The 24758-nt window shown below is 62.5% G+C and carries 22 protein-coding genes and 1 pseudogene; 7 read left to right on the plus strand and 16 right to left on the minus strand.

Going from position 1 to position 24758, the window contains the following annotated elements; translation table 11 throughout:
* Positions 1-25 precede the first annotated feature (25 nt).
* The 5 genes from frr to GSQ88_RS33835 all read right to left on the minus strand — a co-directional run bounded on the left by frr (position 26) and on the right by GSQ88_RS33835 (position 4270).
* Entirely contained in the window at positions 26-589 is a 564-nt protein-coding gene (gene frr, locus GSQ88_RS33815) for a ribosome recycling factor (RefSeq protein WP_159012577.1), read from the minus strand.
* 73 nt (positions 590-662) lie between these two features.
* A complete protein-coding gene (pyrH, locus tag GSQ88_RS33820) occupies positions 663-1379 on the minus strand; it encodes a UMP kinase (protein WP_159012578.1) in 717 nt (238 codons plus the stop codon).
* A 105-nt stretch (positions 1380-1484) separates the two neighbouring features.
* Positions 1485-2411, minus strand: coding sequence for a translation elongation factor Ts (tsf, locus tag GSQ88_RS33825; RefSeq protein WP_159012579.1), 927 nt, complete (start codon positions 2409-2411; stop codon positions 1485-1487).
* A gap of 126 nt (positions 2412-2537) precedes the next feature.
* A complete protein-coding gene (locus GSQ88_RS33830) occupies positions 2538-3539 on the minus strand; it encodes a 30S ribosomal protein S2 (protein WP_159012580.1) in 1002 nt (333 codons plus the stop codon).
* 206 nt (positions 3540-3745) lie between these two features.
* On the minus strand, positions 3746-4270 hold the full coding sequence (locus GSQ88_RS33835) for a DUF2846 domain-containing protein (RefSeq protein WP_159012581.1): 525 nt from the start codon (positions 4268-4270) through the stop codon (positions 3746-3748).
* 250 nt (positions 4271-4520) lie between these two features.
* On the opposite strand from GSQ88_RS33835, the gene GSQ88_RS33840 reads away from it, so the two are divergent.
* The 3 genes from GSQ88_RS33840 (at position 4521) to GSQ88_RS33850 (ending at position 6113) form a co-directional block, all read left to right on the plus strand.
* The gene (locus GSQ88_RS33840) at positions 4521-5210 is read left to right on the plus strand and encodes a helix-turn-helix transcriptional regulator (protein WP_159012582.1); all 690 of its coding nucleotides are present in this window, start codon (positions 4521-4523) and stop codon (positions 5208-5210) included.
* 106 nt (positions 5211-5316) lie between these two features.
* Complete coding sequence (locus tag GSQ88_RS33845; RefSeq protein WP_159012796.1) at positions 5317-5688, plus strand: VOC family protein; 372 nt, start codon at positions 5317-5319, stop codon at positions 5686-5688.
* Positions 5685-6113, plus strand: a complete 429-nt coding sequence (locus GSQ88_RS33850) for an EVE domain-containing protein (protein WP_159012583.1) — start codon at positions 5685-5687, stop codon at positions 6111-6113. Before GSQ88_RS33845 ends, GSQ88_RS33850 begins: the two co-directional genes overlap by 4 nt.
* Positions 6114-6148: 35 nt before the next feature.
* On the opposite strand, the gene dnaE is transcribed toward GSQ88_RS33850, so the two are convergent.
* From dnaE to GSQ88_RS33865, 3 genes are all read right to left on the minus strand, one after another.
* The gene (gene dnaE, locus GSQ88_RS33855; RefSeq protein WP_159012797.1) at positions 6149-9625 is read right to left on the minus strand and encodes a DNA polymerase III subunit alpha; all 3477 of its coding nucleotides are present in this window, start codon (positions 9623-9625) and stop codon (positions 6149-6151) included.
* Between the two features lie 302 nt (positions 9626-9927).
* Positions 9928-10179 (minus strand): hypothetical protein, encoded by a 252-nt coding sequence (locus GSQ88_RS33860; protein ID WP_159012584.1) that lies wholly within the window; start codon positions 10177-10179, stop codon positions 9928-9930.
* Between the two features lie 717 nt (positions 10180-10896).
* A complete protein-coding gene (locus GSQ88_RS33865) occupies positions 10897-11094 on the minus strand; it encodes a hypothetical protein (RefSeq protein ID WP_159012585.1) in 198 nt (65 codons plus the stop codon).
* Positions 11095-11398: 304 nt separating this feature from the next.
* Here GSQ88_RS33865 and GSQ88_RS33870 point away from each other — a divergent pair, with 304 nt between their 5' ends.
* Entirely contained in the window at positions 11399-11677 is a 279-nt protein-coding gene (locus GSQ88_RS33870; RefSeq protein ID WP_159012798.1) for a DUF3551 domain-containing protein, read from the plus strand.
* A 113-nt stretch (positions 11678-11790) separates the two neighbouring features.
* Here GSQ88_RS33870 and GSQ88_RS33875 read toward each other — a convergent pair whose 3' ends face one another.
* From GSQ88_RS33875 to GSQ88_RS33910, 8 genes are all read right to left on the minus strand, one after another.
* Positions 11791-12489: an ABC transporter ATP-binding protein gene (locus GSQ88_RS33875; protein ID WP_159012586.1), complete on the minus strand. Its 699-nt coding sequence runs from the start codon at positions 12487-12489 to the stop codon at positions 11791-11793.
* Positions 12490-12496: 7 nt separating this feature from the next.
* Positions 12497-13777, minus strand: coding sequence for a lipoprotein-releasing ABC transporter permease subunit (locus tag GSQ88_RS33880; RefSeq protein WP_159012587.1), 1281 nt, complete (start codon positions 13775-13777; stop codon positions 12497-12499).
* 64 nt (positions 13778-13841) lie between these two features.
* Positions 13842-15161: a proline--tRNA ligase gene (proS, locus tag GSQ88_RS33885; RefSeq protein ID WP_159012588.1), complete on the minus strand. Its 1320-nt coding sequence runs from the start codon at positions 15159-15161 to the stop codon at positions 13842-13844.
* 195 nt (positions 15162-15356) lie between these two features.
* Complete coding sequence (locus GSQ88_RS33890; RefSeq protein WP_159012589.1) at positions 15357-16943, minus strand: copper resistance CopC/CopD family protein; 1587 nt, start codon at positions 16941-16943, stop codon at positions 15357-15359.
* Between the two features lie 16 nt (positions 16944-16959).
* Complete coding sequence (locus GSQ88_RS33895) at positions 16960-17496, minus strand: YcnI family copper-binding membrane protein (protein ID WP_159012590.1); 537 nt, start codon at positions 17494-17496, stop codon at positions 16960-16962.
* An 8-nt stretch (positions 17497-17504) separates the two neighbouring features.
* Positions 17505-18035, minus strand: coding sequence for a copper chaperone PCu(A)C (locus GSQ88_RS33900; RefSeq protein ID WP_159012591.1), 531 nt, complete (start codon positions 18033-18035; stop codon positions 17505-17507).
* Between the two features lie 54 nt (positions 18036-18089).
* Positions 18090-20573: a TonB-dependent receptor gene (locus GSQ88_RS33905; protein WP_159012592.1), complete on the minus strand. Its 2484-nt coding sequence runs from the start codon at positions 20571-20573 to the stop codon at positions 18090-18092.
* Positions 20574-20663: 90 nt separating this feature from the next.
* Positions 20664-21050, minus strand: coding sequence for a DUF2946 domain-containing protein (locus GSQ88_RS33910; RefSeq protein ID WP_159012593.1), 387 nt, complete (start codon positions 21048-21050; stop codon positions 20664-20666).
* Positions 21051-21637: 587 nt separating this feature from the next.
* Here GSQ88_RS33910 and GSQ88_RS33915 point away from each other — a divergent pair.
* The 3 genes and pseudogenes from GSQ88_RS33915 to GSQ88_RS33925 all read left to right on the plus strand — a co-directional run bounded on the left by GSQ88_RS33915 (position 21638) and on the right by GSQ88_RS33925 (position 24750).
* Positions 21638-22049 (plus strand): annotated as a pseudogene (locus GSQ88_RS33915) (globin).
* Positions 22050-22227: 178 nt separating this feature from the next.
* Complete coding sequence (locus tag GSQ88_RS33920) at positions 22228-23250, plus strand: sugar ABC transporter substrate-binding protein (RefSeq protein ID WP_159012594.1); 1023 nt, start codon at positions 22228-22230, stop codon at positions 23248-23250.
* A 6-nt stretch (positions 23251-23256) separates the two neighbouring features.
* Positions 23257-24750 carry a sugar ABC transporter ATP-binding protein gene (locus GSQ88_RS33925; protein WP_159012595.1) on the plus strand — a complete coding sequence of 498 codons (1494 nt, stop codon included), beginning with the start codon at positions 23257-23259 and terminating at the stop codon, positions 24748-24750.
* Positions 24751-24758: the final 8 nt, after the last annotated feature.

The raw sequence follows: 24758 nt of genomic DNA on the forward strand, positions 1-24758 counted from the left end.
TCGCCCAAACCTCGACCGCGAGGCGCTAAACGGTGAGGATTTCCTTTTCCTTGGCCGCTAGCAACTGATCGATCTCCGAAATCGTCCCATCGGTCGCCTTTTGCACATCGGTGGCCAGGCGCTCCTGATCATCCTCGGAGATCTCGTGATTCTTCTCCAGCTTCTTGATGGTATCGAGGCCGTCGCGGCGAACATGCCGCACCGCGACCTTGGCCGCCTCGGCATATTTATGCGCAACCTTTACCAATTCCTTGCGGCGCTCTTCATTGAGTTCCGGAATCCGGAGCCGCAGCACCTGCCCTTCGGTGGCCGGGCTCAAACCGAGATTGGAATCGACGATCGCCTTTTCCACCGCCTTGACCATCGATTTGTCCCATACCTGCACGGAGAGCAGACGCGGTTCCGGCACGCTGATGGTCGCTACCTGATTAAGCGGCATATGGCTGCCATAGGCCTCGACCTGCACCGGCTCCAGCATCGAAGCCGCAGCGCGCCCGGTGCGCAAACCACCCAGTTCATGCTTGAGCGATTGGGTGGCGCCCTGCATGCGGCGTTTCAATTCGTTGATGTCAAAACCAGGTGTGGGCATAACGCTCTCCCCTCCTAAAAGACCAACCGCGCCGCCCTTTACCAGCGTGCGGTCCTGTTGCTTGGCAAGCCCGTCAACCGGCGACGATGGTACCGTGACCGGTACCGCGCAGGATCGCGCTGATCGATCCCGGCTCGGCAATCGAGAATACGATGATAGGCAGCGACGTCTCGCGGGCAAGCGCGAAAGCGGTCGCATCCATGACCTTGTAGCCGCCCTCGATCGCCTGCGAATGGGTCAGGCGGTCAAATCGCTTGGCGGACGGGTCCTTTTTGGGATCGGCGCTGTAGACGCCGTCGACATTGGTGGCCTTGAGCACGGCCTCCGCGCCGATTTCGGCGGCCCGCAGCACCGCCGTGGTATCGGTGGTAAAAAACGGATTGCCGGTACCGCCGCCGAGCAGCACAATTCGTCCCTCGGCGAGGTATTTATGCGCGGCGCCGCGGGTAAACAGCTCGCAAATCTGAGGCATCACCTGCGCTGACAGCGTCCGGGCGGGTGTTCCCTTGCGCTCGATCGCAGCTTCCAGCGCCAGGCAATTCATCACCGTGGCAAGCATGCCCATGGTGTCGCCGGTCGGGCGGGAGACGCCCTGCGCAGAGACTTCGACGCCGCGGAAGATGTTTCCGCCGCCGACCACGACCGCAATCTCGCCGCCAAGCTGGCGCGCCGCGATCAGATCGCCGGCGATGCGGTCGATGGTGGGCTGGTCGATGCCGAAGGATTTCTCACCGGCAAGGTATTCCCCGGAGAGCTTGATCACCACGCGACGATAGACCGGCTCAGCCATGATGCGATCGCTTCCTGTCAGCCCGGGCGGCCTAATCCCGGCGCCGTCTTCCTCCAAGGGATTGAATCACTTGGAGGATTGACGCCGGAAGGATTGTTCCGGCAGTTATTTCTTGCCGCTGGCCGCCGCGACCTCGGCTGCGAAATCGGATTCCTGCTTTTCGATTCCCTCGCCGAGAGCATAGCGCACAAATCCGGTAATCTTCACCGGCGCGCCGATCTTGCCCTCAGCTTCCTTCAGCGCCTGGGCGACCGACTTGCCCTTTTCGTCATGAATAAACGCCTGTTCCAGCAGACAGACTTCCTTGTAGTAAGTCTTGAGGCCGGACTCGACGATCTTTTCGATCACATTCTCCGGCTTGCCCTGCTGGCGATATTTATCGGCAAGCACGTCCTTTTCGCGGCGCACCACTTCCGGATCCAGCCCAGCCGGGTCCAGCGCCTGCGGATTGGCCGCCGCGACATGCATCGCCAACTGGCGGCCGAGATGGGCCAGCTCATCGGTTTTGCCGGTGGATTCCAGTGCGACCAGTACGCCCATCTTGCCGGCGCCGTCGATCACCGCGCCATGGACATAGCTCGACACCACACCCTTGCCGACTTCGAGCGAAGCCGCGCGGCGCAGCGTCATGTTTTCGCCGATGGTGGCGATGGCGTCGGAGATCGCCCGCTCCACGTTGACGTCGCCAACCTTGGCGGCGTTGATGGCCGCGACATCGGCGCCGACCTTGAGCGCAACCTGGGCGATCATCTTGACCAGCCCCTGGAACTGCTCGTTACGCGCCACGAAGTCGGTCTCGGAATTGACCTCGACCACCACGCCCTTGGTGCCCGACGTCAGCGCGCCGATCAGGCCTTCCGCCGCGACGCGGCCGGCCTTCTTGGCGGCCTTGGACAGGCCCTTCTTGCGCAGCCAGTCCTGCGCGGTCTGCATGTCGCCGCTGCTTTCGGTCAGCGCGGCCTTGCAATCCATCATGCCTGCGCCGGTCGACTCGCGCAGTTCCTTGACCATCGCGGCTGTGATCGTCGTCATCGCTAGATATCCTTTTTGCCTGTCAGGGCGGTCGCGGCGCGGCTTCACGCCGCGCCGCCTCCCACCACCAGGAATTAGGTCAAATGAGAAGTGGTGACCGGATCGATCCGGTCAACCCGCTCGTCGTTACTCGGCGTCGGCGGTCATCGCCTTGGCCTGGGCAACCCAGCCATCGGCGCGGGTCGGAAGCCCGACATCTTCACCGATCTTGTGCGCGGTGTCGTGATCGAGTTCGGCGAGCTGCCAGTAATGGAAGATGCCGAGGTCGTTGAACTTCTTCTCGATCGCACCTGACACGCCGGTGAGCTTCTTGAGATCGTCGGCGGTGCCGCGCGGACCGGCGAGACCCTGGAAGCCGACGGGCTGCGGCGCTGCCGCCGGGATAGCTTCCCGGACCGGATGAGCCGAGGCGCCGACATCGATGCCGGAATCGCCCTGCGCCCGCGAAATACCGTCGATCGCGGCACGCGCGATCAGGTCGCAATACATCGAGATGGCGCGGCCGGCGTCGTCATTGCCGGGCACGACAAAGGTGATGCCCTTGGGATCGGAATTGGTATCGACGATCGCGGCCACGGGAATGTTGAGCCGCTGCGCTTCGGCGATCGCGATGTCTTCCTTGTTGGTGTCGATCACGAAGATCATGTCGGGAAGACCGCCCATGTCCTTGATGCCGCCCAGCGAGCGGTCGAGCTTGTCGCGCTCGCGCTGCAGGGTCAGGCGCTCTTTCTTGGTGTATTGCGCGCCTTCGCCGGTAGACAGCATCTCTTCGAGCTGGCGCAGACGCTTGATCGAGCCGGACACCGTCTTCCAGTTGGTCAGCGTGCCGCCGAGCCAGCGCGAATTGACGAAATACTGCGCCGAACGCTTGGCCGCCTCGGCGACGCCGTCCTGCGCCTGCCGCTTGGTGCCGACGAACAGGATACGGCCGCCCTTGGCAACCGTATCGCTGACCGCCTGTAGCGCGCGATGCAACAGCGGCACGGTCTGGGCGAGATCGATGATGTGGATGTTGTTGCGGGCACCGAAAATGTAATCCGCCATTTTCGGATTCCAGCGGTGCGATTGGTGGCCAAAGTGAACGCCAGCTTCAAGCAGCTGACGCATAGAGAAATCGGGTAGCGCCATTGTTCAATTCTCCGGTTGGTTCCTCCGGAAACGTGTGAGCAAACGAGCCTTATGGCCCGGTTGCCACCGGACGGCCTTTTGAGCCATGTTTCCGTGTGAGATGGGCCGCTATATAGCGGGATTCTACCAGGAAGCAAGGCATTCCGGCCGGTTTCTGGGCCTATTTGGGCAGTCGATAGCGCCAAACCGTCCGCCCAAAGCCCGATCTACTCCCCGAGCCGAAGTTCAGCGATCGTCGTCCTGGCGGCAGTCTCTTCCAGGGGTAGCAGGTCGAACGGTCCAGGATTGCTGTAACCGGCCGTTACCGCCGAGCTAACCGCCATACCCAGCAACCCTACTCCCGCGGTAGATGCGAGAATAGCGTCCCTCCTTTCGCTGGTTCGGGCGACAAAGAAATAGGTTTGGCCCGCCTGAAATGCGACGTCGCGATGGGTCGTCCCCGGAAACGCGGGCTCGGTCGCCGTCAATTGATGCTGGCCGGCTGGACGATCCGCAAAGACATAGGTTCCAGTCCTTAAGCCATTCATCGGCGTACCGTCGAGCTGAACGTCCCACGCTACGTCGCCAATGCCGCCGTAGGCTTTCTCGCGCAGCACGATGATTCGGGCTTGCCCCGGCTTCGGCGATCCCAGTTTGTGCATCATCTCCGAGTAATCAAGCCCGCTTCGCGCGGTCTCACATCCGCATAAAAGTACTGCAACGCCCAACAACGCCAAGCCACGTAAAAACATCTCGTCCCCAAAGCATTTTTCCCCGAGGCAACGAATAGCGAATAATTTGGGATGGTTGCAACTCCGCTAGTTCGGCGAGCATCATTCTCGCAGTCGACGGTCATATTGGCGGGATGCCGTGGCAACAGCGCCGAATTCCTGCCTTTCCGAAGCCCATCGACACGCGCGACAACGCAGCCCTTCGCGTATGCTGACACAAAATGGCAGCATTTCCTGATAACCTCTGCCCGCTCCTTGCACGGTGGGTCCGATGTCACGCGCGCAACGTCTACTCGATCTCATTCAAGTGCTTCGTGGCTATCGTCGCCCCGTCAGTGGCGCGGTGCTGGCCGAGGCGCTCGGGATTTCACTCCGGACGCTCTACCGCGACATCGAGACATTGAATGCACAGGGTGCGCATATCGATGGCGAGCCCGGTGTCGGCTACGTCCTGCGCCCGGGCTTCATGCTGCCTCCACTGATGTTTTCGGAAGAGGAGATCGAGGCGATCGTGCTCGGCTCACGCTGGGTGGCGGACCGTGCCGACGCAGCATTGAGCGCTGCCGCGCGCAACGCGCTTGCCAAAATCGCCGCCGTGCTCCCGCAAGACCTGAAAACCAGTCTCGATACTTCGAGCCTTCTCGTCGGGCCCGGCGATGCCGTTGCCGCCGGTGACGCCGAGCTTCCGGTCATTCGCTCGGCCATTCGAACCGAACGCAAGTTGCGCATTGGCTATTTGGACGGCAATAAGCGCGCTTCAAAACGTACCATCTGGCCCTTCGCTGTCGGCTTTTTCGACCGGGTGCGCGTCGTCGTGGCGTGGTGCGAGTTACGCGAGGGCTTTCGCCATTTCCGGACTGACCGCATCAGCAAGGTGCAAGTCGTCGACAAGCGCTATCCTCGCCGTCGTCAAGTCCTGCTGAAGGAGTGGCGCGCGGCTGAAGGAATCCCGGAGCAATAAGGTCAGATTTCACTACTGACAGTTTTTGGCAGTGCCATCGCCTAGATTGAACTCACACCGAACGCCAATGCGGTTCGGCAGCGACGTTCAAACAGGAACCCTCCAGATGCCAAACTTCAGTTTTGTCCTGCTCTATGTCGAGAACCCGCCGGCCAGCGCCGCCTTCTACGCGGATCTGTTAGGCCGGCCGGCCGTCGAGACCTCGCCCACCTTTGCCATGCTGCCGTTGTCAGGCGGGGTGATGCTGGGGTTGTGGTCGCGCAAAACGGTTGAGCCCGCAGCCGTCGCGCAGGCTGGAGGCAGCGAAGTCGCGTTCACGGTCGAAGATGCCGCGACCGTCAGAACGATGTTTGCCGATTGGAAGGAGCGCGGACTGGATATCATCCAGGAACCGGCGCAAATGGATTTTGGTTTCACCTTCGTGGCGACCGATCCCGATGGCCATCGCCTGCGCGTGTTTGTCCCGGGGGCCGCATGAGCAAGAACTGGGTTGCAGTTGCCTCGGCCGAACACGTCCGTATCGGCCGAAGCAAAGGGTTCATGCAGGTCTGTCACGGCAAGGCAGCGCCGCTCAGGCGCGTCCACCCTGGCGACGGGGTCGTCTACTACTCGCCGACCAGCGCCTTCCAAGGCAAGGACAAGCTACAGTCGTTTACGGCGATAGGCGTCGTGAAGGATGGCAGCCCATATCAGGCAACGAAGGGCGGCTTTTGTCCGTTCCGCCGTGACGTCAATTGGCGCAGCGCTGAAGAGATACCGATCAAGCCGCTTATCGAGAGGCTCCAGTTCACGACGGCCAAGAGCAATTGGGGGTTTCAGCTGCGCTTCGGGCTGTTCGAAATTTCCGAACACGACATGGCAATGATTGCGGCAGCGATGGGCGCATCGTCGTCACTGGCGTGACGGCGAGCGCCGTACCCACTTCGCTCGAAAACGCTCTATAGCGTCTGCACGTCGACCACGCCCGACACCGCCTTGATCGCGCCGGCGATCTGCGGGGAGACCTTGAAGCGGCCCGGCAGCTTCATTTCCACCTCGGTTTCGAGGTCGAGCATCATCACCAGCGAGACGTCGCCATTGGCGGCGGCCGGCACCGCCGGAGCGCCCGCGACATCGGGCATCTGCAGGCGCTTGGCAATCGACTCCAGCGGCTTGGTGTCGCGAACGAAGATCCGCAGCCCCTTCTGGGTTTTGGCCGCCGCGGCATCGAGCGGCTCGGCGTGCAGCACCCGCGCGCGGACGTCTTCGCCCTGCAATTCCGCGCCGAGTTGCAATAGCACCGCAGCGCCAGGCTCCAGCACGTCGCGATATTGCGCCAGACCTTCGGAAAACAGCACGGCTTCGAAATGGCCGGTCGGATCGGACAGGCCCATGATGCCCATCTTGTTGCCGGTCTTGGTCCGCCGTTCCATGCGCGACACCACGGTGGCGGCGACCTTGCCCGCGGTAGCACCAGTCTTCACCGCGCGCGAAAACTCCGCCCAGGTTTGCACCCGCAGGCGTTTCAGCACGGTGGCGTAGTCGTCCAGAGGATGGCCGGACAGGAAGAACCCGATCGCGTCGTATTCGCGCCGCAGCCGTTCGGCCGGCAGCCACGGTTCGAGCTGCGGCAGCATGATGGTCGGCGCATCAGCGGCGCCGCCGAACATATCGTTCTGGCCCATGGTCGTCGCCTCATGGCTGCGTTGGCACGCCGCCAGGATCGCCTCGGCGCCACCAAACACTCGCGCGCGATTGGAATCGAGCGAATCGAACGCGCCGGCGGCGGCCAGGCTCTCGATCACGCGCTTGTTGATCGCGCGTGGATTCACCCGCGACGCAAAATCCGCCAGCGAGGTGAACGCCCCGGCCTTTCGGGCCTCGACGATCAGTTCGACCGCCTGATGCCCGACGCCCTTCAGGCCGGCCAGCGCGTAATAGATAGTATTGTCGCTGACTTCGAAGGTGGCGCCCGAGCGAATCACCGACGGCGCCTCGACCTTGATCTTGAGCCGTTGCGCTTCGGCGCGAAATTCCGAGAGCTTGTCGGTGTTGGAGAGATCGAGCGTCATCGACGCCGCCAGGAATTCAACCGGATAATGCGCCTTCATATAGGCGGTGTGATACGACACCAGAGCATAGGCCGCCGCGTGGCTCTTGTTGAAGCCGTAATCGGCGAATTTTGCCAGCAATTCGAAGATCGTGTCGGCCTGCCCCTTGGGCACGCCATTCTTGATCGAGCCTGCGATGAAGATCGCGCGCTGCTTTTCCATCTCGGAGCGGATCTTCTTGCCCATCGCGCGGCGCAGCAAATCGGCGTCGCCGAGCGAATAGCCGGCCATCACCTGGGCGATCTGCATCACCTGTTCCTGGTAGATGATGACGCCGAAGGTCTCCTTCAGGATCGGCTCGAGCATGGGATGAAGATATTCCGGCTCCTCGTCGCCGTGCTTGCGGGCGCAATAGGTCGGGATGTTCGCCATCGGGCCAGGACGATAGAGCGCCACCAGCGCGATGATGTCCTCGAAACGGTCGGGCCGCATGTCGACCAGCGCCCGCCGCATGCCCTGACTTTCCACCTGGAACACGCCGACCACATCGCCCTTGGCCAGCATCTGGTAACTTCTGGCGTCGTCGAGCGGCAGGGTCGGCAGATCGACGTGGACGTCGCGCTGCTTGAGCAGCTTGACCGCGACATCGAGCACCGTCAGCGTCTTCAAGCCGAGGAAGTCGAACTTGACGAGGCCGGCCGGTTCAACCCATTTCATGTTGAACTGGGTCACCGGCATGTCCGATTTCGGATCGCGATAGAGCGGCACCAGTTCACTGAGCGGGCGGTCGCCGATCACAATGCCGGCGGCGTGGGTAGAGGCGTGACGGGTCAGGCCCTCGAGACGCTGGGCGATGTCGAAGGCGCGCGCCACCACTGGATCTTCATCGCGAAACGCCTGCAGCTTGGGCTCGCTCTCGATCGCCGCGGCCAGTGTCACCGGTGCGGCGGGATTTTGCGGCACCAGTTTTGTCAGCTTGTCGACCTGGCCATAGGGCATCTGCAGCACGCGGCCGACGTCGCGCAGCACGCCGCGCGCCTGCAGCGTACCGAAGGTGATGATCTGCGCCACCTGGTCGCGGCCGTAACGCTGCTGCACATAATCGATCACCTCGCCGCGCCGGTCCTGGCAGAAGTCGATGTCGAAGTCGGGCATCGAGACGCGTTCCGGATTGAGGAAGCGCTCGAACAGCAGGCCGAACCGAATTGGATCGAGATCGGTGACGGTCAGCGCGTAGGCGACCAGCGAGCCCGCGCCGGAGCCGCGGCCTGGGCCGACCGGAATGCCCTGCGCCTTCGCCCATTTGATGAAGTCCGCGACGATCAGGAAGTAGCCCGAATAATTCATCCGGGTGATGACGTCGATCTCGAACGCCAGTCGCGCGCGATAGTCTTCCTCCGAGGTGCCTTGCGACAGGCCATGGACCCTGAGCCGGTTGGCGAGCCCCTGCTCGGCCTGACGGCGCAATTCCTCGGTTTCTTCGCTTTGCGCGTCGACCGCGTTGGCGCCGGCACCGACGGTGAAGCGCGGCAGGATCGGCTTGCGGGTCAGCGGCCGGTACGAGCAGCGCTCCGCGATCTCGACCGTGGAGGCCAGCGCCTCCGGAATGTCGGCAAACAGCACCGCCATTTCCGCCCGCGTCTTGAAGCGGTGCTCCGGCGTGAGCTGATAACGGTCGGTCTCGGCAACCAGGCGACCGCCTGCGATGCAGAGCAGCGCATCATGGGCTTCGTGGTCGTCGGCGGTGGCAAAATACGGTTCGTTGGTCGCGACCAGCGGCAAGCCCTTGGAATAAGCGAGATCAATCAGGCCAGCCTCGACGCGCCGCTCCTGGTCGATGTTGTGGCGTTGCAATTCGATGTAGAGCCGGTCGCCGAACAAGCTCGCCAGCCGGTCACAGCGGGTCGCCGCCAAGGCAGCCTGATCGGCCGTGAGCGCCAGCGAAATCGGCCCCTCGGGGCCGCCGGTCAGCACGATCAGGTCCTCGGCGTCGCCTTGCAGCCAATCGAACTTGATATGCGGGGCCTGGTTGACGGGTGTTTCCAGGAATGCGCGCGAGTTCAGCCGCATCAGGCTGCGGTAGCCACGCTCGCGCGCCGCCAACAGCACGATGCGCGCCGGGGCCGCGGCGAGCGCATTGCGCGCGTTGGGATCCTGGTCGCCGAAATCGACCGCGAGTTCACAGCCCACGATCGGCTGGATGCCGTAGCCCGCAAGCTTGTCGGAAAACTCCAGCGCGCCGAACATGTTGTCGGTGTCGGTCAATGCCAGCGCCGGCTGCCGGTCGGCCTTGGCGAGTTCCGCAAGCTTCGCGATCTTGATCGAGCCTTTCAGCAGCGAATAGGCCGAATGGACATGAAGGTGGACGAATCCGGCATTGGGCATGGTCGCGACAGGCTTCTCGGTCATGGGTTCGGGCGCGCTGAACTTGATCGGATATCAGGCTCGAGGGGTACGCGCGCCAGCCCGACAGAACGACCAAGAGAACGACAAAAAGGCGGAACTAGAGGGCCGACTCGCGCCCTGATGGTGAAGCCTCCGGCCAGCGCTGTCCACGCCGAACCCGCGATTAAATCCAGCCGTCCTGCTTTTCCCCAGGGCTGCCTGTTGAGGGCTCCCCGTTGAGGGCTGCCTGTTTATTGGGGCTGCCTGTTTATTGGCGGTTCGGCATGCTCGAATGTTTGGGTCTATTTCAGTTCGCGGCGGTTCATCCTGTTACGAAGCCGCAGCGAGCATTGATGGCCCACCCTGAAGGCGAGCATCGCCGAGACCAGCAAAACCAGCGCCGCGAAGGCGCCAATGGCGACCGCGCCGAGGACGCGGCGCAGACCGCCGCCGATGTCGCCGACCAGCAACGATAAAGCCGTGACCAAGGACATGCTGCCGATCAGGACGAACACCAGACCCAGCCGAACGCACCAAACGAGACCTTCGCCCATGCAACTCACCGCCGATCGTGGTCCGGCCTCAACGGGCCGGAGCGGCCGGCCCGCCGTCAGGCCGGGCCGCAGCAGAACCTGGGCTTTAGAGCTGCGCGAACAGTTGCGCCCAGACCGCGATCATCCCGACAAACAACACGATCGACGCCAGTGCTGCCGCCTCTTCCACGAATACCCTCAACATATCCGCCCTCCCACTACTGGAACATAAGAAGAACATTGTTCCTTTTTTGTTCCAGGAGTCAAGCGGGTCGTATCAGGTCAATTCGACAGGCGGCCTCGAAAAATACGGCTTGGTTAATCCAGGGGATCCGACGGAACGAACCGGGACCGCGCCAGACGGCAAGTTCGGTCCGGGATCACGCAATCGGCTCCGTACAGTGGAAGGCTTCGCGGCGAACGGCTGGTGTTCAGAAGCAGCCGCGGCGTGGCCCGCTATCGGCAGGACATTCCCTCTGCCATCGAAGGACCCCAAAAGCCGCATTCCGTGGGCGGGCCGGCCAAGCCGTTCGCGTGTTGGTATCCATGGGCATGCAACTCCCCGCGCAACGCCAACAGCATGGCGCCGGCCAGAAGGATCGCGGATAGCAAGATGACAGGTCTGTTTCGCATGACGCTCATATGCCCCTAAAATCCGACGATTACTAGGCAGCCACGCCGCGACCAATCAAATCGGCTCGTCAGCCAAGCGGCGGCATGCGTCCGTTTTGAATGATCTTAGTTGTTGAGGCCCTGGAAGGTCTTCTCGGGCTGCACCGTGAGGCGGATGGCGACCTCGACCGTCCCGTCGAAAACTTCAAGCACGTGATCGCACAGCAGGCAGCGGAATTCGCCGGTGCTTCGCGCGCCGCTTGCGAGTTCGACGCGCCGATAGCCGGCATTGCAGTTGGGGCAGATGATATCGGATTTTTTCATGTGGCGAACACGCGCTCGTGCATCGTCTGTCCTGCATAGTGTACGGCTATGACAGTCGAGCGACCCCTATTCGTTACGAGCGTGAATTGACCGGAATATGGCGCGGCGCCGCGGCTGGATTGGTTTTAAAGCGATCCTCCACAGGCGGTTGCATCGGCCAGCGAAGACCGGTTGACTCGGGCCCGACGATAACCTTCTGCTGGCGGCCGACAGCGCCGCTCGAATCTCATCGATGATGAAGACGCGATGCGGTGAGCTTGATCGGTTTTGAAGGCAAAGGCCGCAACTCGCGGCGGAGAAAATGATGCGCGTTGCCGCTTTGGCGATTTTCGCAGGTTTGGCGATTGGAGCTATGTCGGCCGCCGCGCCGGCTCGAGCCCAGGCGTATGATCCAGCGTACCCGGTTTGCCTGCAAGTGTTCGGCCCGTACAACTATAACGAATGCCGCTTTACATCATTGGCGCAATGCGCGCCCGCCGCGTCGGGCCGCGGCGCGCAATGCATCGTCAATCCCTATTTTGTAAACGCCACTCAGGAGCCGCCGCCCGTACGACGCCACCGGCGGCACCGCCACGCGCGTTAGAGCGTTTTCGAGCGAAGTGGGCACCGGTTCGCGTGAAGAAAACGCGTCAAATAAGAAACTAGAGCTCCATTCCGATTCAATCGGAATGGAACTCTAGAACGGCACGCGCGCACTCATTCGAGTTCGATCACCTTGCCGCCCTCGAGCGACACCCGCCGGTCCATGCGTCCGGCGAGTTCCATGTTGTGGGTCGCGATCAGCATGCTCACGCGCGTTGCCTTGACGAGTTGCATCAGCGCCTTGAAGACGTGATCGGCGGTGCCGGGATCAAGGTTGCCGGTCGGCTCGTCGGCGAACAGGACCCGCGGTGCATTGGCGACCGCGCGCGCGATCGCGACCCGTTGCTGCTCGCCGCCGGATAGCTCGGCCGGACGATGCTTGATGCGATCGCCGAGGCCTAGATAGGCCAGAATTTCGGTGGCGCGCTTGACGGTTTCGCCGCGCTTGAGGCCGCGAATCATCTGCGGCAGCATGACGTTTTCAAGCGCGGTGAATTCCGGCAGCAGCCGGTGCGATTGATAGACGAAGCCGATATCGGTGCGCCGGATCTGGGTCCGGTCGACGTCCGATAACCCTGAGGTCGCGGTGCCCCCGACATAGACCTCGCCGTCATCGGGGCTTTCGAGCAGGCCCGCGATATGCAGCAAGGTCGATTTGCCCGAGCCTGACGGCGCCACCAGCGCCACCGACTGCCCCGCCCACAACGCAAGCTTGGCGCCGTCGAGAATCGTCAGCGTGGTTTCGCCTTGCACGTACTGGCGTTTTATCTCGTGGAGATAGACGGCCGGCACATCTTCCGCCCCGTGCGCCATCGGCACCTCACTCATAGCGGAGCGCTTCGACGGGATCGAGGCGCGCGGCACGCCAGGATGGATAGAGGGTCGCGAGAAAGGACAGGGTCAGCGCCATGATCACGACCGCGCTGGTCTCGCCGAAATCGATCTCGGCCGGTAGCTTGGAAAGGAAGTAGAGCGTCGGATCGAACAATTCGGTGCTGGTCAGCCAGGACAGGAATTGCCGGATCGATTCGATGTTGAAGCAAACCAACAGCCCGACCAGAAGACCGGTCAGCGTACCGACCACCCCGATCGCGGCACCGGTGATCAGGAAGATCCGCATGATCGAGCCCTGCGAGGCGCCCATGGTGCGCAGGATCGCGATGTCACTGCCCTTGTCCTTCACCAGCATGATCAGGCCGGAGACGATATTGAGCGCCGCGACCAGCACGATCATGGTGAGAATCAGGAACATCACGTTGCGCTCGACCTGAAGCGCATTGAAGAAGGTCGAGTTGCGCTGTCGCCAGTCGACCAGAAATACCGGCCGCCCCGCGGCTTCGGTCACCGCCTTGCGGTAGGCGACGATGTTGTCGGGGTTGTCGGTGAACACCTCGATCGCGGTGACGTCGTTGTTGCGGTTGAAATAGGCCTGCGCCTCCGCCAGCGGCATGAACACGAAGGTCGAATCATATTCCGACATGCCGATCTCGAACACCGCATTGATCTTGTACGGCTTGATGCGCGGCGTGGTGCCCATCGGGGTCACCGCGCCCTTCGGCGAGACCAGCGTGATGCTGTCGCCGGCATGCAGCGACAATTGATCGGCGAGCCTGCGGCCGATCGCAACGCCCTGCCCGTCATCAAATCCCTCGAGCGTGCCCTGCGTGATGTGCTTGGCGATCGAGGTGAGGTTGTTGAGATCGTCGGCGCGGATGCCGCGAATGAACACACCGGCCGCGTTGAACGGCGACGATCCGAGCCCCTGGCCGTCGACCACGGGCGCGGCAAGCCGGATGCCCTTCACCTGGCTGATCCGGTCGGCGACATCCTTCCAGTCGGTCAGCGGCGATTCCAGCGGCTGCACTAGAAGATGCCCGTTGAGGCCGAGGATCTTGTCGAGCAGTTCCTTGCGGAAGCCGTTCATGACAGCCATCACGATGATCAGCGTGGCGACGCCGAGCATGATGCCGAGAAACGAGAAGCCGGCGATCACCGAGATGAAACCTTCCTTGCGGCGGGCGCGCAAATAGCGTCCCGACAGCAGCCATTCGAAGGCCGCGAAAGGTGGGGTCCGGACTGGCTCGCTCATGGGTTCATCCATAGGTCGATTTTCACACGATTCGGGCTGATTGTGACCGATCCCGCCAGCACCGGTGGATAATTCGTCACGAGGTCAGCTTTGCCAGCACTTCAGCCGGGCTCAGATTCTCGCGCGCCCCGTCGCTGCGCTGCTTGAGTTCGACCTTGCCTTCGGCGAGCCCCTTCGGGCCGATCAAGACCTGCCAGGGAATACCGATCAGGTCGGCGGCGGCGAACTTGGCGCCGGCACGCTGGTCGGTGTCGTCATAGAGCACATCGACGCCACTGGCCGTGAGTTCGCGATAAAGCTTTTCGGATGCCGCATCGGTATCTTCGGCGCCCTGCTTGAGGTTGAGGATCGCCACTTTGAAGGGAGCGACCGCCTCCGGCCATTTGATGCCGGCGTCGTCATGGCAGGCCTCGATGATCGCGCCGACCAGCCGCGACACGCCGACGCCATAGGAACCGCCATGGATCGGGACGTCGGCGCCATCGGCACCCGCAACAAAAGCCTTCATGGTGTCGGAATATTTGGTGCCGAAATAGAAGATCTGCCCGACCTCAATGCCTCTGGTGTGCAGCTTCTTCTCAGCCGGCACTTCGCGATCGAACCGCTCGGCGTCGTGGACGTCTTCGGTCGCGGCATAGACCGAGGTCCATTGCTGGATGATCGGTGTCAAATCGCCTTCATAGTCGACATTGTCGCCGGGCACCGGCAAATTGAGCACGTCGCTGTCGCAATACACCCCGGACTCGCCGGTCTCGGCGAGCACGATGAATTCGTGGCTGAGGTCGCCGCCGATCGGGCCGGTTTCCGCGCGCATCGGGATCGCCTTCAATCCCATCCGCGCAAAGGTCCGCAAGTACGCGACGAACATCCGGTTGTAGGAGCGGCGCGCCGCCGCCTCGTCGATGTCGAACGAATAGGCGTCCTTCATCAGGAATTCGCGGCCGCGCATCACGCCGAACCGCGGACGCTGCTCGTCACGAAACTTCCACTGGATGTGGTAGAGATTGAGCGGCAGGCTGCGGTAGGATTTGACGTAACTGCGGAAAATCTCGGTGATCATTTCCTCGTTGGTCGGCCCATACAGCAATTCGCGCTTGTGGCGATCGGTGATGCGCAGCATCTCCGGACCGTAGGCGTCATAGCGGCCGCTTTCGCGCCAGAGGTCGGCCAATTGCAGCGTCGGCATCAACAGCTCGAGCGCGCCGGCGCGGTCCTGTTCCTCGCGCACGATCTGCTCGATCTTTCTCAGCACCCGCAAGCCCAGCGGCAGCCAGGCATAGATGCCGGCCGCCTCCTGCCGCATCATGCCCGCGCGCAGCATCAGCCGATGCGAAACGATCTCGGCCTCCTTCGGATTTTCCTTAAGGATCGGCAGAAAAAATCGCGACAGTCGCATAGGTACACTCAAAGAATCGGTGAAACACGGAAGGCCCGCAGTGAAACCGGATCGTGCGGGAAAACACAAGGGCGGGAGCCGCAAAAGCGGCTCCGGTGGCTGATTTCCGGCTATTTCGCCTGTCACATTGAGCGTGCGATTAAGGCACGAGCGCGTCACAAACCAGCTTTTGGAAGAAAAGCTTATGACGCCATTCTAATGCGACGGAATATCAAGCTCATCTTCCAGCGTAACTTTCTTGAAGTCGGTCACCAGGGCTTCGATCCGGATGTGCCAGTGCCCGGGATAGGGCAGCAACACATCGCGAACATGCCAGTAGCCGTCGGCGCCCAAGGTCGCCGCGCGCTCCAGCGGTTCGATGCCGCGCTCGGGCAGACTGAGGACGAGTGTGGCTTCCTTGGCCGCGAGCGGGCTGGCATCGCCGTTCATCAATTGCAGCACGAAGCCGTTGCCACCGGCCTTGCCCGGCGACACCAGCACCTGGAACATCGCCTGCTCGGTATGGATATGGATCGCCAGCGGCGTCACCACCGCCGAAGTCCGGGCCGCCGCCTGCGCGCGCGGCGGCGGGGTGAAGCGCCAGCCGGCGACGACGGCGAGAATGCCGAGCACCAGGACGCATTCGAGCATGATCGAGCGCCGCAGGGGGCGCGTCTTGCCGGCATCCGTCGCGATCGCCGGCGTCAGATAAAACCGGTTCAGCGCGGCAAGCCCGAGCAGCAGGACGACGAGCACAAGCTTGATCGACAGCAGGATGCCGTATCCGGTTTCGAACAGCGCGCCAAAGCTTTCGAGCTGGATCACCGAAAGCCCAAGGCCGGTCAGCACCAGCACGCCGACCACCGGCAGCGCCAGCGTGGAGAAGCGATGCAGCGCCGCGGGCAGCGCGTCCGCCCGCCGCCGGACCATGTCGGCCAATGGCGCCAGCGCGCCGACCCAATAGGCCACGCCAATGCCATGCAGGAACAGGGAGGACCGGGTCAGCCATTGCGGCGGCGCCGTCGCGGCATGGCCGGTCGCGGCCAGCGAAAGCCCGACGCCCGCCATTGCCGCCGACGCGAGTAGCCGGGGCAGCGTCATGGTCGGACCGCGCGAGGCAAAATAGGCGGCGACCATCGCCGCGATCGCGATCAGCAGCGATGTCCCGAGGCTGGTGGCAAGCGCGCTGGTCCACGGTGCCGGCGTCACGATGCCGGCGAACGGCAGGTTCAATAGATCGAGCCCCTGGAGGCCGAGCGATGCCACCGCGCTGGCGAGACCTGTCCAGAGCGCGCCGACCGTCGCGCCGGTTCTGCCGGCGCCCAGCCCGATCCAGCACGCGAAGAAGGCCCCGCCGACGCCGACAAACAGCCCGAGGTAGACGCCAATCCGCGCCAGCCAGATCAGGATGGCGCGGGCGCCGTCGGTGGCCGGCGCAGCGGCGGCTCCCGTCACCTCGCCGATCGAAAACACCAGCGAACCCGCGACCGGATGCCCGTCCGCGGAGATGATGCGATAGCTGACGATCTGGGTGCCGCGCGGCAGCGTCTCCGGCAGCACCAGGGTGACGATCTGATCGACCGCGCGCACGACGACGTCGTCACGGCTTTTGCCCGAGGCATCGATCAGGCTGATCACCGCCGGGGTCACGGGCTCGTTGAAACGCAGTTGCACCGTTTTTGGCGCCGTCGCGAGCACGCTGCCGTCGGCCGGCTCGGCTCCGACCAGCGAGGCGTGCGCCGACACGCCGGTGGCAAAGCAGACCACCCACAAAAGCGTTGCCAGGCCCGCGATCAGGCGCATCGTCCGGACTGCCTTTTTAAGGTTTTGCCAACAGCTTCACGCCCGGTGCCGGCGATTTGCTGTCATGAGCGTGGGCCGGATCGACGGGAATATCGATCCAGCGGCTAACCCCTTGCTCGCATTCCTGCACCGTCGGAAAATACAGCATGCTGCCGGGCTTGAGGGTGTCGGTCAGATACATCGTGAGGACGAATTCGTCGTAGAAATCGTCAGGCAGTTTGCCGTCGCTCCACACCACTTCCTTGACGCCCTCAGACAATTTGGTGCCGTGAAAGTCGTATTCGGCGGCGTATTTGCCTTTGATGGTCTCGATATTCCAGCGGGGCTTCGACATCGGCTTCACAGCGATCACGCCATCTGGAATTTGCACGCGGATCTTGATCGTTGCCGAGCCAGCGCAGCCATGCGGCACGACAAACACCGCCTTGAACGGCGCGCCGATCGTAGCCTCCTTGCTTTCCAGGGTGATATGGGCGCTGGCCGCGGACGCCGCGATGAGCATGACCGCGACAGCGCCGGCGGTGAGAAAACGGCAATAAGGGCTATTGGACATTTCTCGCCTCACATCTTCGCGCCGTCGGGCATCTTCTTCTGCATGCCATCGGCCGCAGCGGGTCCCTGCGCGCCAATGCCCTGCACGTCGAGCGAAACCTTCACTTTGCCGGCTTTTTCGAATTCCAGCGTCACCGGCAGTGCATCGCCCTGCTTCAGTGGGCTCTTGAGATCGAACATCATCAGATGGTAGCCGCCCGGCGCCAGTTTTACAGTCTTGCCGGGATCGATCGCGAGACCCTCCGGCAGTGGACGCATCGTCATCACGCCGTCCTTCATGGCCATTTCGTGCACCTCGACCTTGCCGGCGACATCGGCCGAAACGCCGACCAGCCGATCCGGCGTCGTGCCCTTGTTCTCGATGGTGAAATATCCGCTGCCGATTTTCGCACCGTTCGGCGTAGCACGGCTCCAGGCCTGCGTGATCGCGAGATCACCGGCCTTGATCTCCTCGGCGCGCGCCGGCGCCGCGATCAGGCTAGCGAACACGGACAAGGCGACAAGTCCGGCTGCGATTTTTCTCGCTGCGATTTTTCTCATGGGAACTTCCTTGTTTCTTGTTCTCGAGTTTTGCGTTTCAGCAAGTTTTGCGTTTCAGAAGGTGTATTTCCCGGCGAGGACATAGGTCCTTCCGGGGAACGGGTGGAACAGGAAATACTGCTCGTTGAACAAATTATCGATGCCGAAATCGAACGAGAGGTTTGGCGTCGTGTTGTAATGGACCTTCATGTCGACGACGATGTAGTTGTCGAAGGCGCCATAGACATGGGAAATGATGTCGGTGTTATCGAGCGTCGAGTATTGCTTGCCGCTGTAACGGGCAGCCACCGTGTAGGCCCAGCTTTCGTTCGGCCGGTAGGTGGCGCCGAATTTGGCGCGCCAGTCCGGAACATAGGGCACCCGATTGCCGACCGCGTTGTCCGGCTGAAGGGTTATCGGGTTGACGCCCGCCCAGGTCGGATCCGACAAAATGCGGGAGTCGACATAGGTCACGCTGCCGAACAGCTGCAGACCTTTGATCGCCACATTGTCCCTTTCCGCGGAAAGCTCGACGCCCTGCATCCGGATCGCATTGACATTGCCGATGGTCGTGGTGGGCGTCTGGTTGACGTTGGTGGTTTGCGAGATGATCGCGTTGTAAACGTACTCCTCGAACAGCGTCAGCCTGACGCGGCCGTCGGTCCATTTGCGCTCGACCACGAACTCACCGTTGAAATCCTGCTCCGGCGTCAGGTTGGGATTGGCGAAGGTCGCGACCCCGTTGACGCTGATGTTCTGGTAAAGCTCGGTGACGGTCGGATAGCGATAGGCCTCGCCAAAACTTGTCGTGATGTTCCAGTCCTTGTTGAGATCGTAGGACAGCGATGCCTTCGGCGAAAAATTCGTCGAGTTGAGGCCCGGTTGGTTGACCGAATTCGCCAGCAGCGTCGGAACTGGCGCGCTCGTGGTTCCGGTGCCGGACTTGGCGACGCTGTTGAGATTGAATCCATCAACCGCCTCCCAGCTTTCCAGCCGACCGCCAAGCGTCAGCTTCAGATTGGGGACGATCTTCCAGGCATCCTGTACCCACAACGCCCCGGTCCGGGTTTCGCCGATGCTATCGGAGAAAAGCTGGCCGGTACCCGTTGCCGACGTCACGTTCCAGGTCGACGAGAGGTAGCCCGGGTTATCCAGATAATAGCGGTCACCATGGACGCCGAAGCTGATCTCCTGCGGGCCGTCGTAGCCAAACGGACGCCAGATGCCCTTGGCATCGCCATTTTGCCAATTGGTCCCGTCGTTGCGGGTGATCTTGCCGTTCTGGGAGTAGCCGACGCCTGTCTGCGTCACGGTGTACGGATTGAGCATGATATCTTGCAGATAATTGTAGCTCGATAGCGATAGATCGAAATCGTAGACGCCCTTGGTGTCGCTCTTGAGCGAAACGGCATTGCTGAGATGGGTCTGGTCCCAGGTGTACTTGTTGCTCGCAAAGCCGGAGATTCCGGCAAAGGTCGGAGCGCCTGTCGCGGTTGAGGTCAGATAGGTCTGCGGATTGGAGGTCTGGACGTTGTTCCAGATGCCCACTGAGTACGTGGCCTGCACCAGTGGCGTGATGTCGTAGGCCAGTCTGAGGTTCGCCGAGGTCTGCTGCGAATGCGCCAGCGCCCCGGTGCCGACGACATCGGCCGGCGTTCCCTGCTTGGTCAGCGCCGGAAACGTACCGCTGGTTCCACCCGGGATCGTGGCATTGGTCGTGTAGGTCAGCGGCTGCTGATAGCTGTCCTGGTAGTTGACGCTGAGCAACCAGGAAAGCTTGCCCTCACGATTGCCCGCCGCAGCGCTGGTGACGCTGCTCGCATAAGTGTCCTTGGTGCCGTATTGGTTCCACGGCATCACCGAGACCGTTTCCTTCACCGTGGCAAAGGCGTGGTCCGGCATTTTTGAGGTGATCAGCAGCACGCCGCCGATGGAATTGCCGGGATAGGCGGCGGCAAACGGGCCGTCGAGGAAGTCGATCCGCGCGATGCCTTCCGTCGGGATCAGGTTCCAGTGCGGCGAGGCGCCCGAATTGTTGTTGCCGATCAGCGCCGAAATCAAGAGATCGTCGTAATAGATCAGCGTTCGCGCGCTGGAAGCCAGCCCCCAGGTCCGGGTCGCGAGCACCGCCTGGTTGTCGCCGTCGTTGCGTTTGCGGACGAACAGGCTCGGCATGTATTTGACCGCGTCTTCGGGGTCCTTCAGGTTGATGGTCTCGTCGATCTGCTTGGCGGTGATGCTGTAGCTTTCCTGCGGCAGCGCGAATCGCTGCTTGACCGGCGGCGTCCCCAGCGAGGCGATAACGCCGCTGCTGTCGCTCTGCGGGGCCGCTGGATTGGCCGCCGCCGTTGCCACCGGTTTCTTGCGGCTGGCGACGGTGGTCGCCTGACGTTGCGGCTTTTTCGCACGGCGGGCCACCAGCCGTTGTTTTGGAGCGTCCACGGTGATCGCAGGCAGCGCGCTACCGGAAGTCTGGGCGATCGCGGGAGGACATGAAGCGAACATGGCACCGCACAGCACAAGGGTGCTGGCGCCACTGAAGGCTGAGATACGAAACATCTGTAATTCCTGGCACTGGCGCAACGACCAGCCTACCCAATGGCGATACCGGCTTGGCCCCAGCCGCACCGATCGTGAGGTCTTTGACGGTCAGGAAATGGAAGGGGGCGCCCGGGCCTGGGCGTGTGCGCCGGACCGGAAAACCGGCGGGCTCAGCGCGGCGGCGTGCCAGACCACCCGCAAGGCATGCCGATAGGGCACAGCGATGGCCGTATGAGGCGTATCGATCGAGGCCGGCGCGTGGGAACCGCAGGCCATGCAGCATGCGCCATCATGCATATGATGGCCGCCGGTCTGGCCGGTCGAACTATCGGCCTGCCCTGCGGTTGCGGCGGCGCCGTCCCGGCAGATGGTCGCGGCAGCCAGGGGATCGGAGGCGGCAATGCTGGCAGCCCAGCAAGCGCCGATTGGTGCCAAAATCTGCACCATCAGAGCGATCAAGACGATCGGAAGAAATTTCCGCAACCGTCGGCGCATCAACCAGCCCACCTTCCCGATGACGCTACCTTAATCACCCGCTTGGTCCGAAGTCGAGAGCATCCCACCGGCGATATCTTGGGCGTCCGCGCGAAATAACCGGCCCGTTCCGGTGTCGCCGAATGCCGCCGCTTCTCGTCCAGTTGCGCGGCCCCTTGCCCTGCCTCGACCGCCGACTGCCCGCCAGAAACGCAACTCCGAGTGGTCGAATCCCGATCATTTCGCCAAATGCATGAATTTTGAACAATCGTTGCTGAAATTGATGACAAGTCAAAAAAGATAGTCTACCACTACAACCTCAGGCTGGCCGCGAGGTCGAAGTCTGGTGGTCCAAGTCTCGGGAGGAGCCCTGACGCGCACAAGCGGCGTCGCCCCGTCAATCAAGATCAAATCCAAATTTTTCGGGGAAATAGGGTCGACACAATTTTTGAGCAGGGCTAGGGCCCTGCTCTTTTTTTTGAGATATTTTTTTTCGAGATGATTCGCGGATGCTCTTTGCGCGTCGTTGCGAAGAGCTCTCGCGACGACGCAATCCACTTCTTAGCTGTCGCTCTGGATCGCTCGCAATGACGGGCAGAACAGACATCATGCCGCCCACCAACCCGATCGAACGCAGTTTCGAACTTGCCGCCGAACGCTGCGAGGATTTGACCCCGCTGGTCTCGCCGGCTGTTCAACGAACACCCCGAGGCGCAGATGATGTTCCGCAGCGAGGGCAGCGATCCCGTCAAGGGCTCGATGCTGGCGCTGACCATCGTGGCGTTGCTGGATTTCGCAGGCGACCGGCGCGGGCGTTTTCGCCTGATCGAATGCGAGGTGTGCTCGCACGATGCCTATGGCACGCCGCGCGATTTGTTCGTCGAATTCTTCGCGGTCATCGCGGCGACGTTGCGCGAGCTTCTCGGTTCCGACTGGTCACCTGAGATGGACACGGCGTGGCGGCGATTGCTGGCGGAAATCGATGGCGTGGTCGCGGAACAGAACCAGAGCGCCGGATAATTGCCGCGCTGCGGTAACGCCAAAAAGATTTGGCGAACCGCGCTATCGATCAATTTCGACGAATAATTTTCGACGATTGGCTGGCGGGTAGCGCAAGCCTCCCGGATGTGGAAGACTGCCGGCATCCGCAGCGCGTGCAATGACGCTGTCGGTTACAAACAGTGAGAGGGAGAATGCAATGTCCGGGACCGACAATTCCTCAACGACCAGGCGCGATCTGCTTCAGGCAGCGGCAACCGCTGGCGCCGCAACCGCCCTGTTCGGCGGATTGCCCGTAAGCTCCGCACTGGCGGCGGAAATGGCACGCTCGGAGAAGCCGCTCAAGGCCGCTTTCTCCAACGCAGGGTTACAGGCGACCTGGTGCGCCCAGGGCAAGCAGGCGGCCGAAGCCTGGGGCAAGCTGTTCAACGTCGAGGTCACGTGGTTCGACGGCCAGCTCGACGCCGTCAAGCAGCGCACGGCGATCGACAATATGGCCTCGCAGAAATGGGACTTCGTCGCGATCCAGGCGTTCGGCATCGGTACGCTGACCCAGCCGGTGCAGAAGATGATCGACGCCGGCACGCCGGTCATCGACATGGACACCCTGATCGCACCGCTCGACCAGCTCAACGTCCACTCGTTTCTCGCGCCCGACAACGAATTCATGGGCGCCTCGGTGACGCAGGCGCTGGTCACCGCGATCGGCGGCAAGGGCAAGGTCATCATGACGCAGGGCGCACTCGGCCATACCGGCGCGCAAGGCCGCGCCAAGGGCTTCAACAGCGTCATCAAGCAGTATCCGAACGTCGAGGTGCTCGATACCCAGCCCGGCGATTGGGACGTATCGAAGACGGCGCGGCTGTGGGAAACCTATCTCACCAAATATCCGCAGATCGATGCGGCGTTCTTCCACAATGACGACATGGCATTGGCGGCCTACAACATCATGAAGGCCCACAACCGCACCAACATCCTGATCGGCGGCGTTGACGCGATGCCGCCGGCCATACAGGCGGTCAGCGAAGGCCGCATGTTTGCAACCGTGCGCAATCCGTCCTGCCGTATCCACGGCGGCGCCATCGTCGCCGGCGTCGCCGCCGTGACCGGAGGCGAAAAGAGCGGACAGGGCATTCCGAAGAGCGTCGTGACCGACGGTCCGGTGGTGACCAAGAGCAATGCGGCGGGCATGCAGTGGATGGAGGATCACTTCCTGATCTGAGCCGTTATGCGCTCGCCCATCCTGGAACTGCAAGGGATCACCAAGGCCTTCGGCGGTGTCGAGGCGCTCCGCGGGGTCGACTTCGCGCTTTGCGCCGGCGAGATTCATGGTCTCGTCGGCGAAAACGGCGCGGGGAAGAGCACGTTGATGAAGGTCATCGCCGGCGTGCACACGGAATTCTCCGGCCGTTTCCTGCTCGATGGACACGAGGCGCATTTTCGATCGGCGCGCGACGCGCGCGCGGCCGGGATCGCCATGGTCCATCAGGAGCTCAGTGTCGTCCCCGATCTGTCGGTCGCCGAGAACGTGTTTCTCGGTCAGCAGCCGACCAATCGCTTCGGTTTGGTGCAGTGGCGCCGCATGGCGCGTGAAGCCGGCGAGCAACTCAAGAGGCTCGGCATCGATGTCGATCCGTATTCGCGGCTCGGCGACTTGCCGATCGGCTTGCAGCAGCTGATCGAGATCGCCCGCGTGCTGTTCTCCGGGGCGCGCATCGTCATTCTCGACGAGCCGACTTCGGCGCTCTCGCCGCCGGAGGTGGAGCGCCTGTTCGCGACCCTGCGCCAGTTGCGCGACGCCGGCACCGGCATTGTCTTCATTTCCCATTTCATCGAGGACATCTTGCGCGTCTCCGACACCGTGACGGTGTTTCGCAATGGCCAGAAGGTCGCCGAGACGGCCGCCGCCGCGACCACGAAGGGCGCGCTGATCGAAGCCATGATCGGCCGCGACGGCAAAGCGCTCGAGCACAGCTATAGCGACGATCTGATGCTGCCGCCGCCCAACGCCGGATCGGTGGTCTTGAAGGTTGACCAGCTCACTTTCGCCCGCAGCCTTCGCGCCGTCTCGTTCGAGGCGCGCGCCGGTGAGGTGCTGGGCATCTACGGCTTCATGGGCTGCGGGCAGCAGGAACTGTCGCGGATCCTGTTCGGCAAGCTGAAGCCGGACGGCGGATCGCTCGCGGTGGATGGCCGAAGAAGAACGTTCGGCAGCACCGCTTCTGCCCGGCGCGCCGGCATCGCTTTGGTGCCGGAAAGCCGCCGCGCGATGCTGTTCCATCAGGAGCCCGTCTACAAGAACATCTCGATCAGCATCCTGGAGCGCATTTCGTCGGTGCTGCTCAAGCCGGCGCGCGAGCGGGCTATCGCGATGCGGCAGGTCGAGCAATTGCAGATCAGGCCGCCGGTCGTCGGCCTGGACCTCGGCATGCTCTCCGGCGGCAACCAGCAAAAGGTGGCGCTGGCGAAATGGCTGACCTATCCGCCACGGCTTCTGGTGCTGTGCGAGCCGACGCGCGGCATGGATGTCGGCGCCAAGAACGACGTGATCAACATCGTCCGCGACCTTCGCGCCAAGGGATTGGCCATCATCGTGCTATCGACGGAACCGGAGACCGTGCTGTCGCTCGCCGACCGGATCGTGGTGATGAAGCGGGGCGCGGTGGTGCGTGAATTCGCCAATGAGGCGGTCAGCAAGGATCGGCTGCTGGAAGCCGCATGACGGAGAAG

This window comes from Bradyrhizobium sp. S69, from assembly GCF_009766005.1.
In the GTDB taxonomy this organism is placed as follows: Bacteria; Pseudomonadota; Alphaproteobacteria; order Rhizobiales; family Xanthobacteraceae; genus Bradyrhizobium.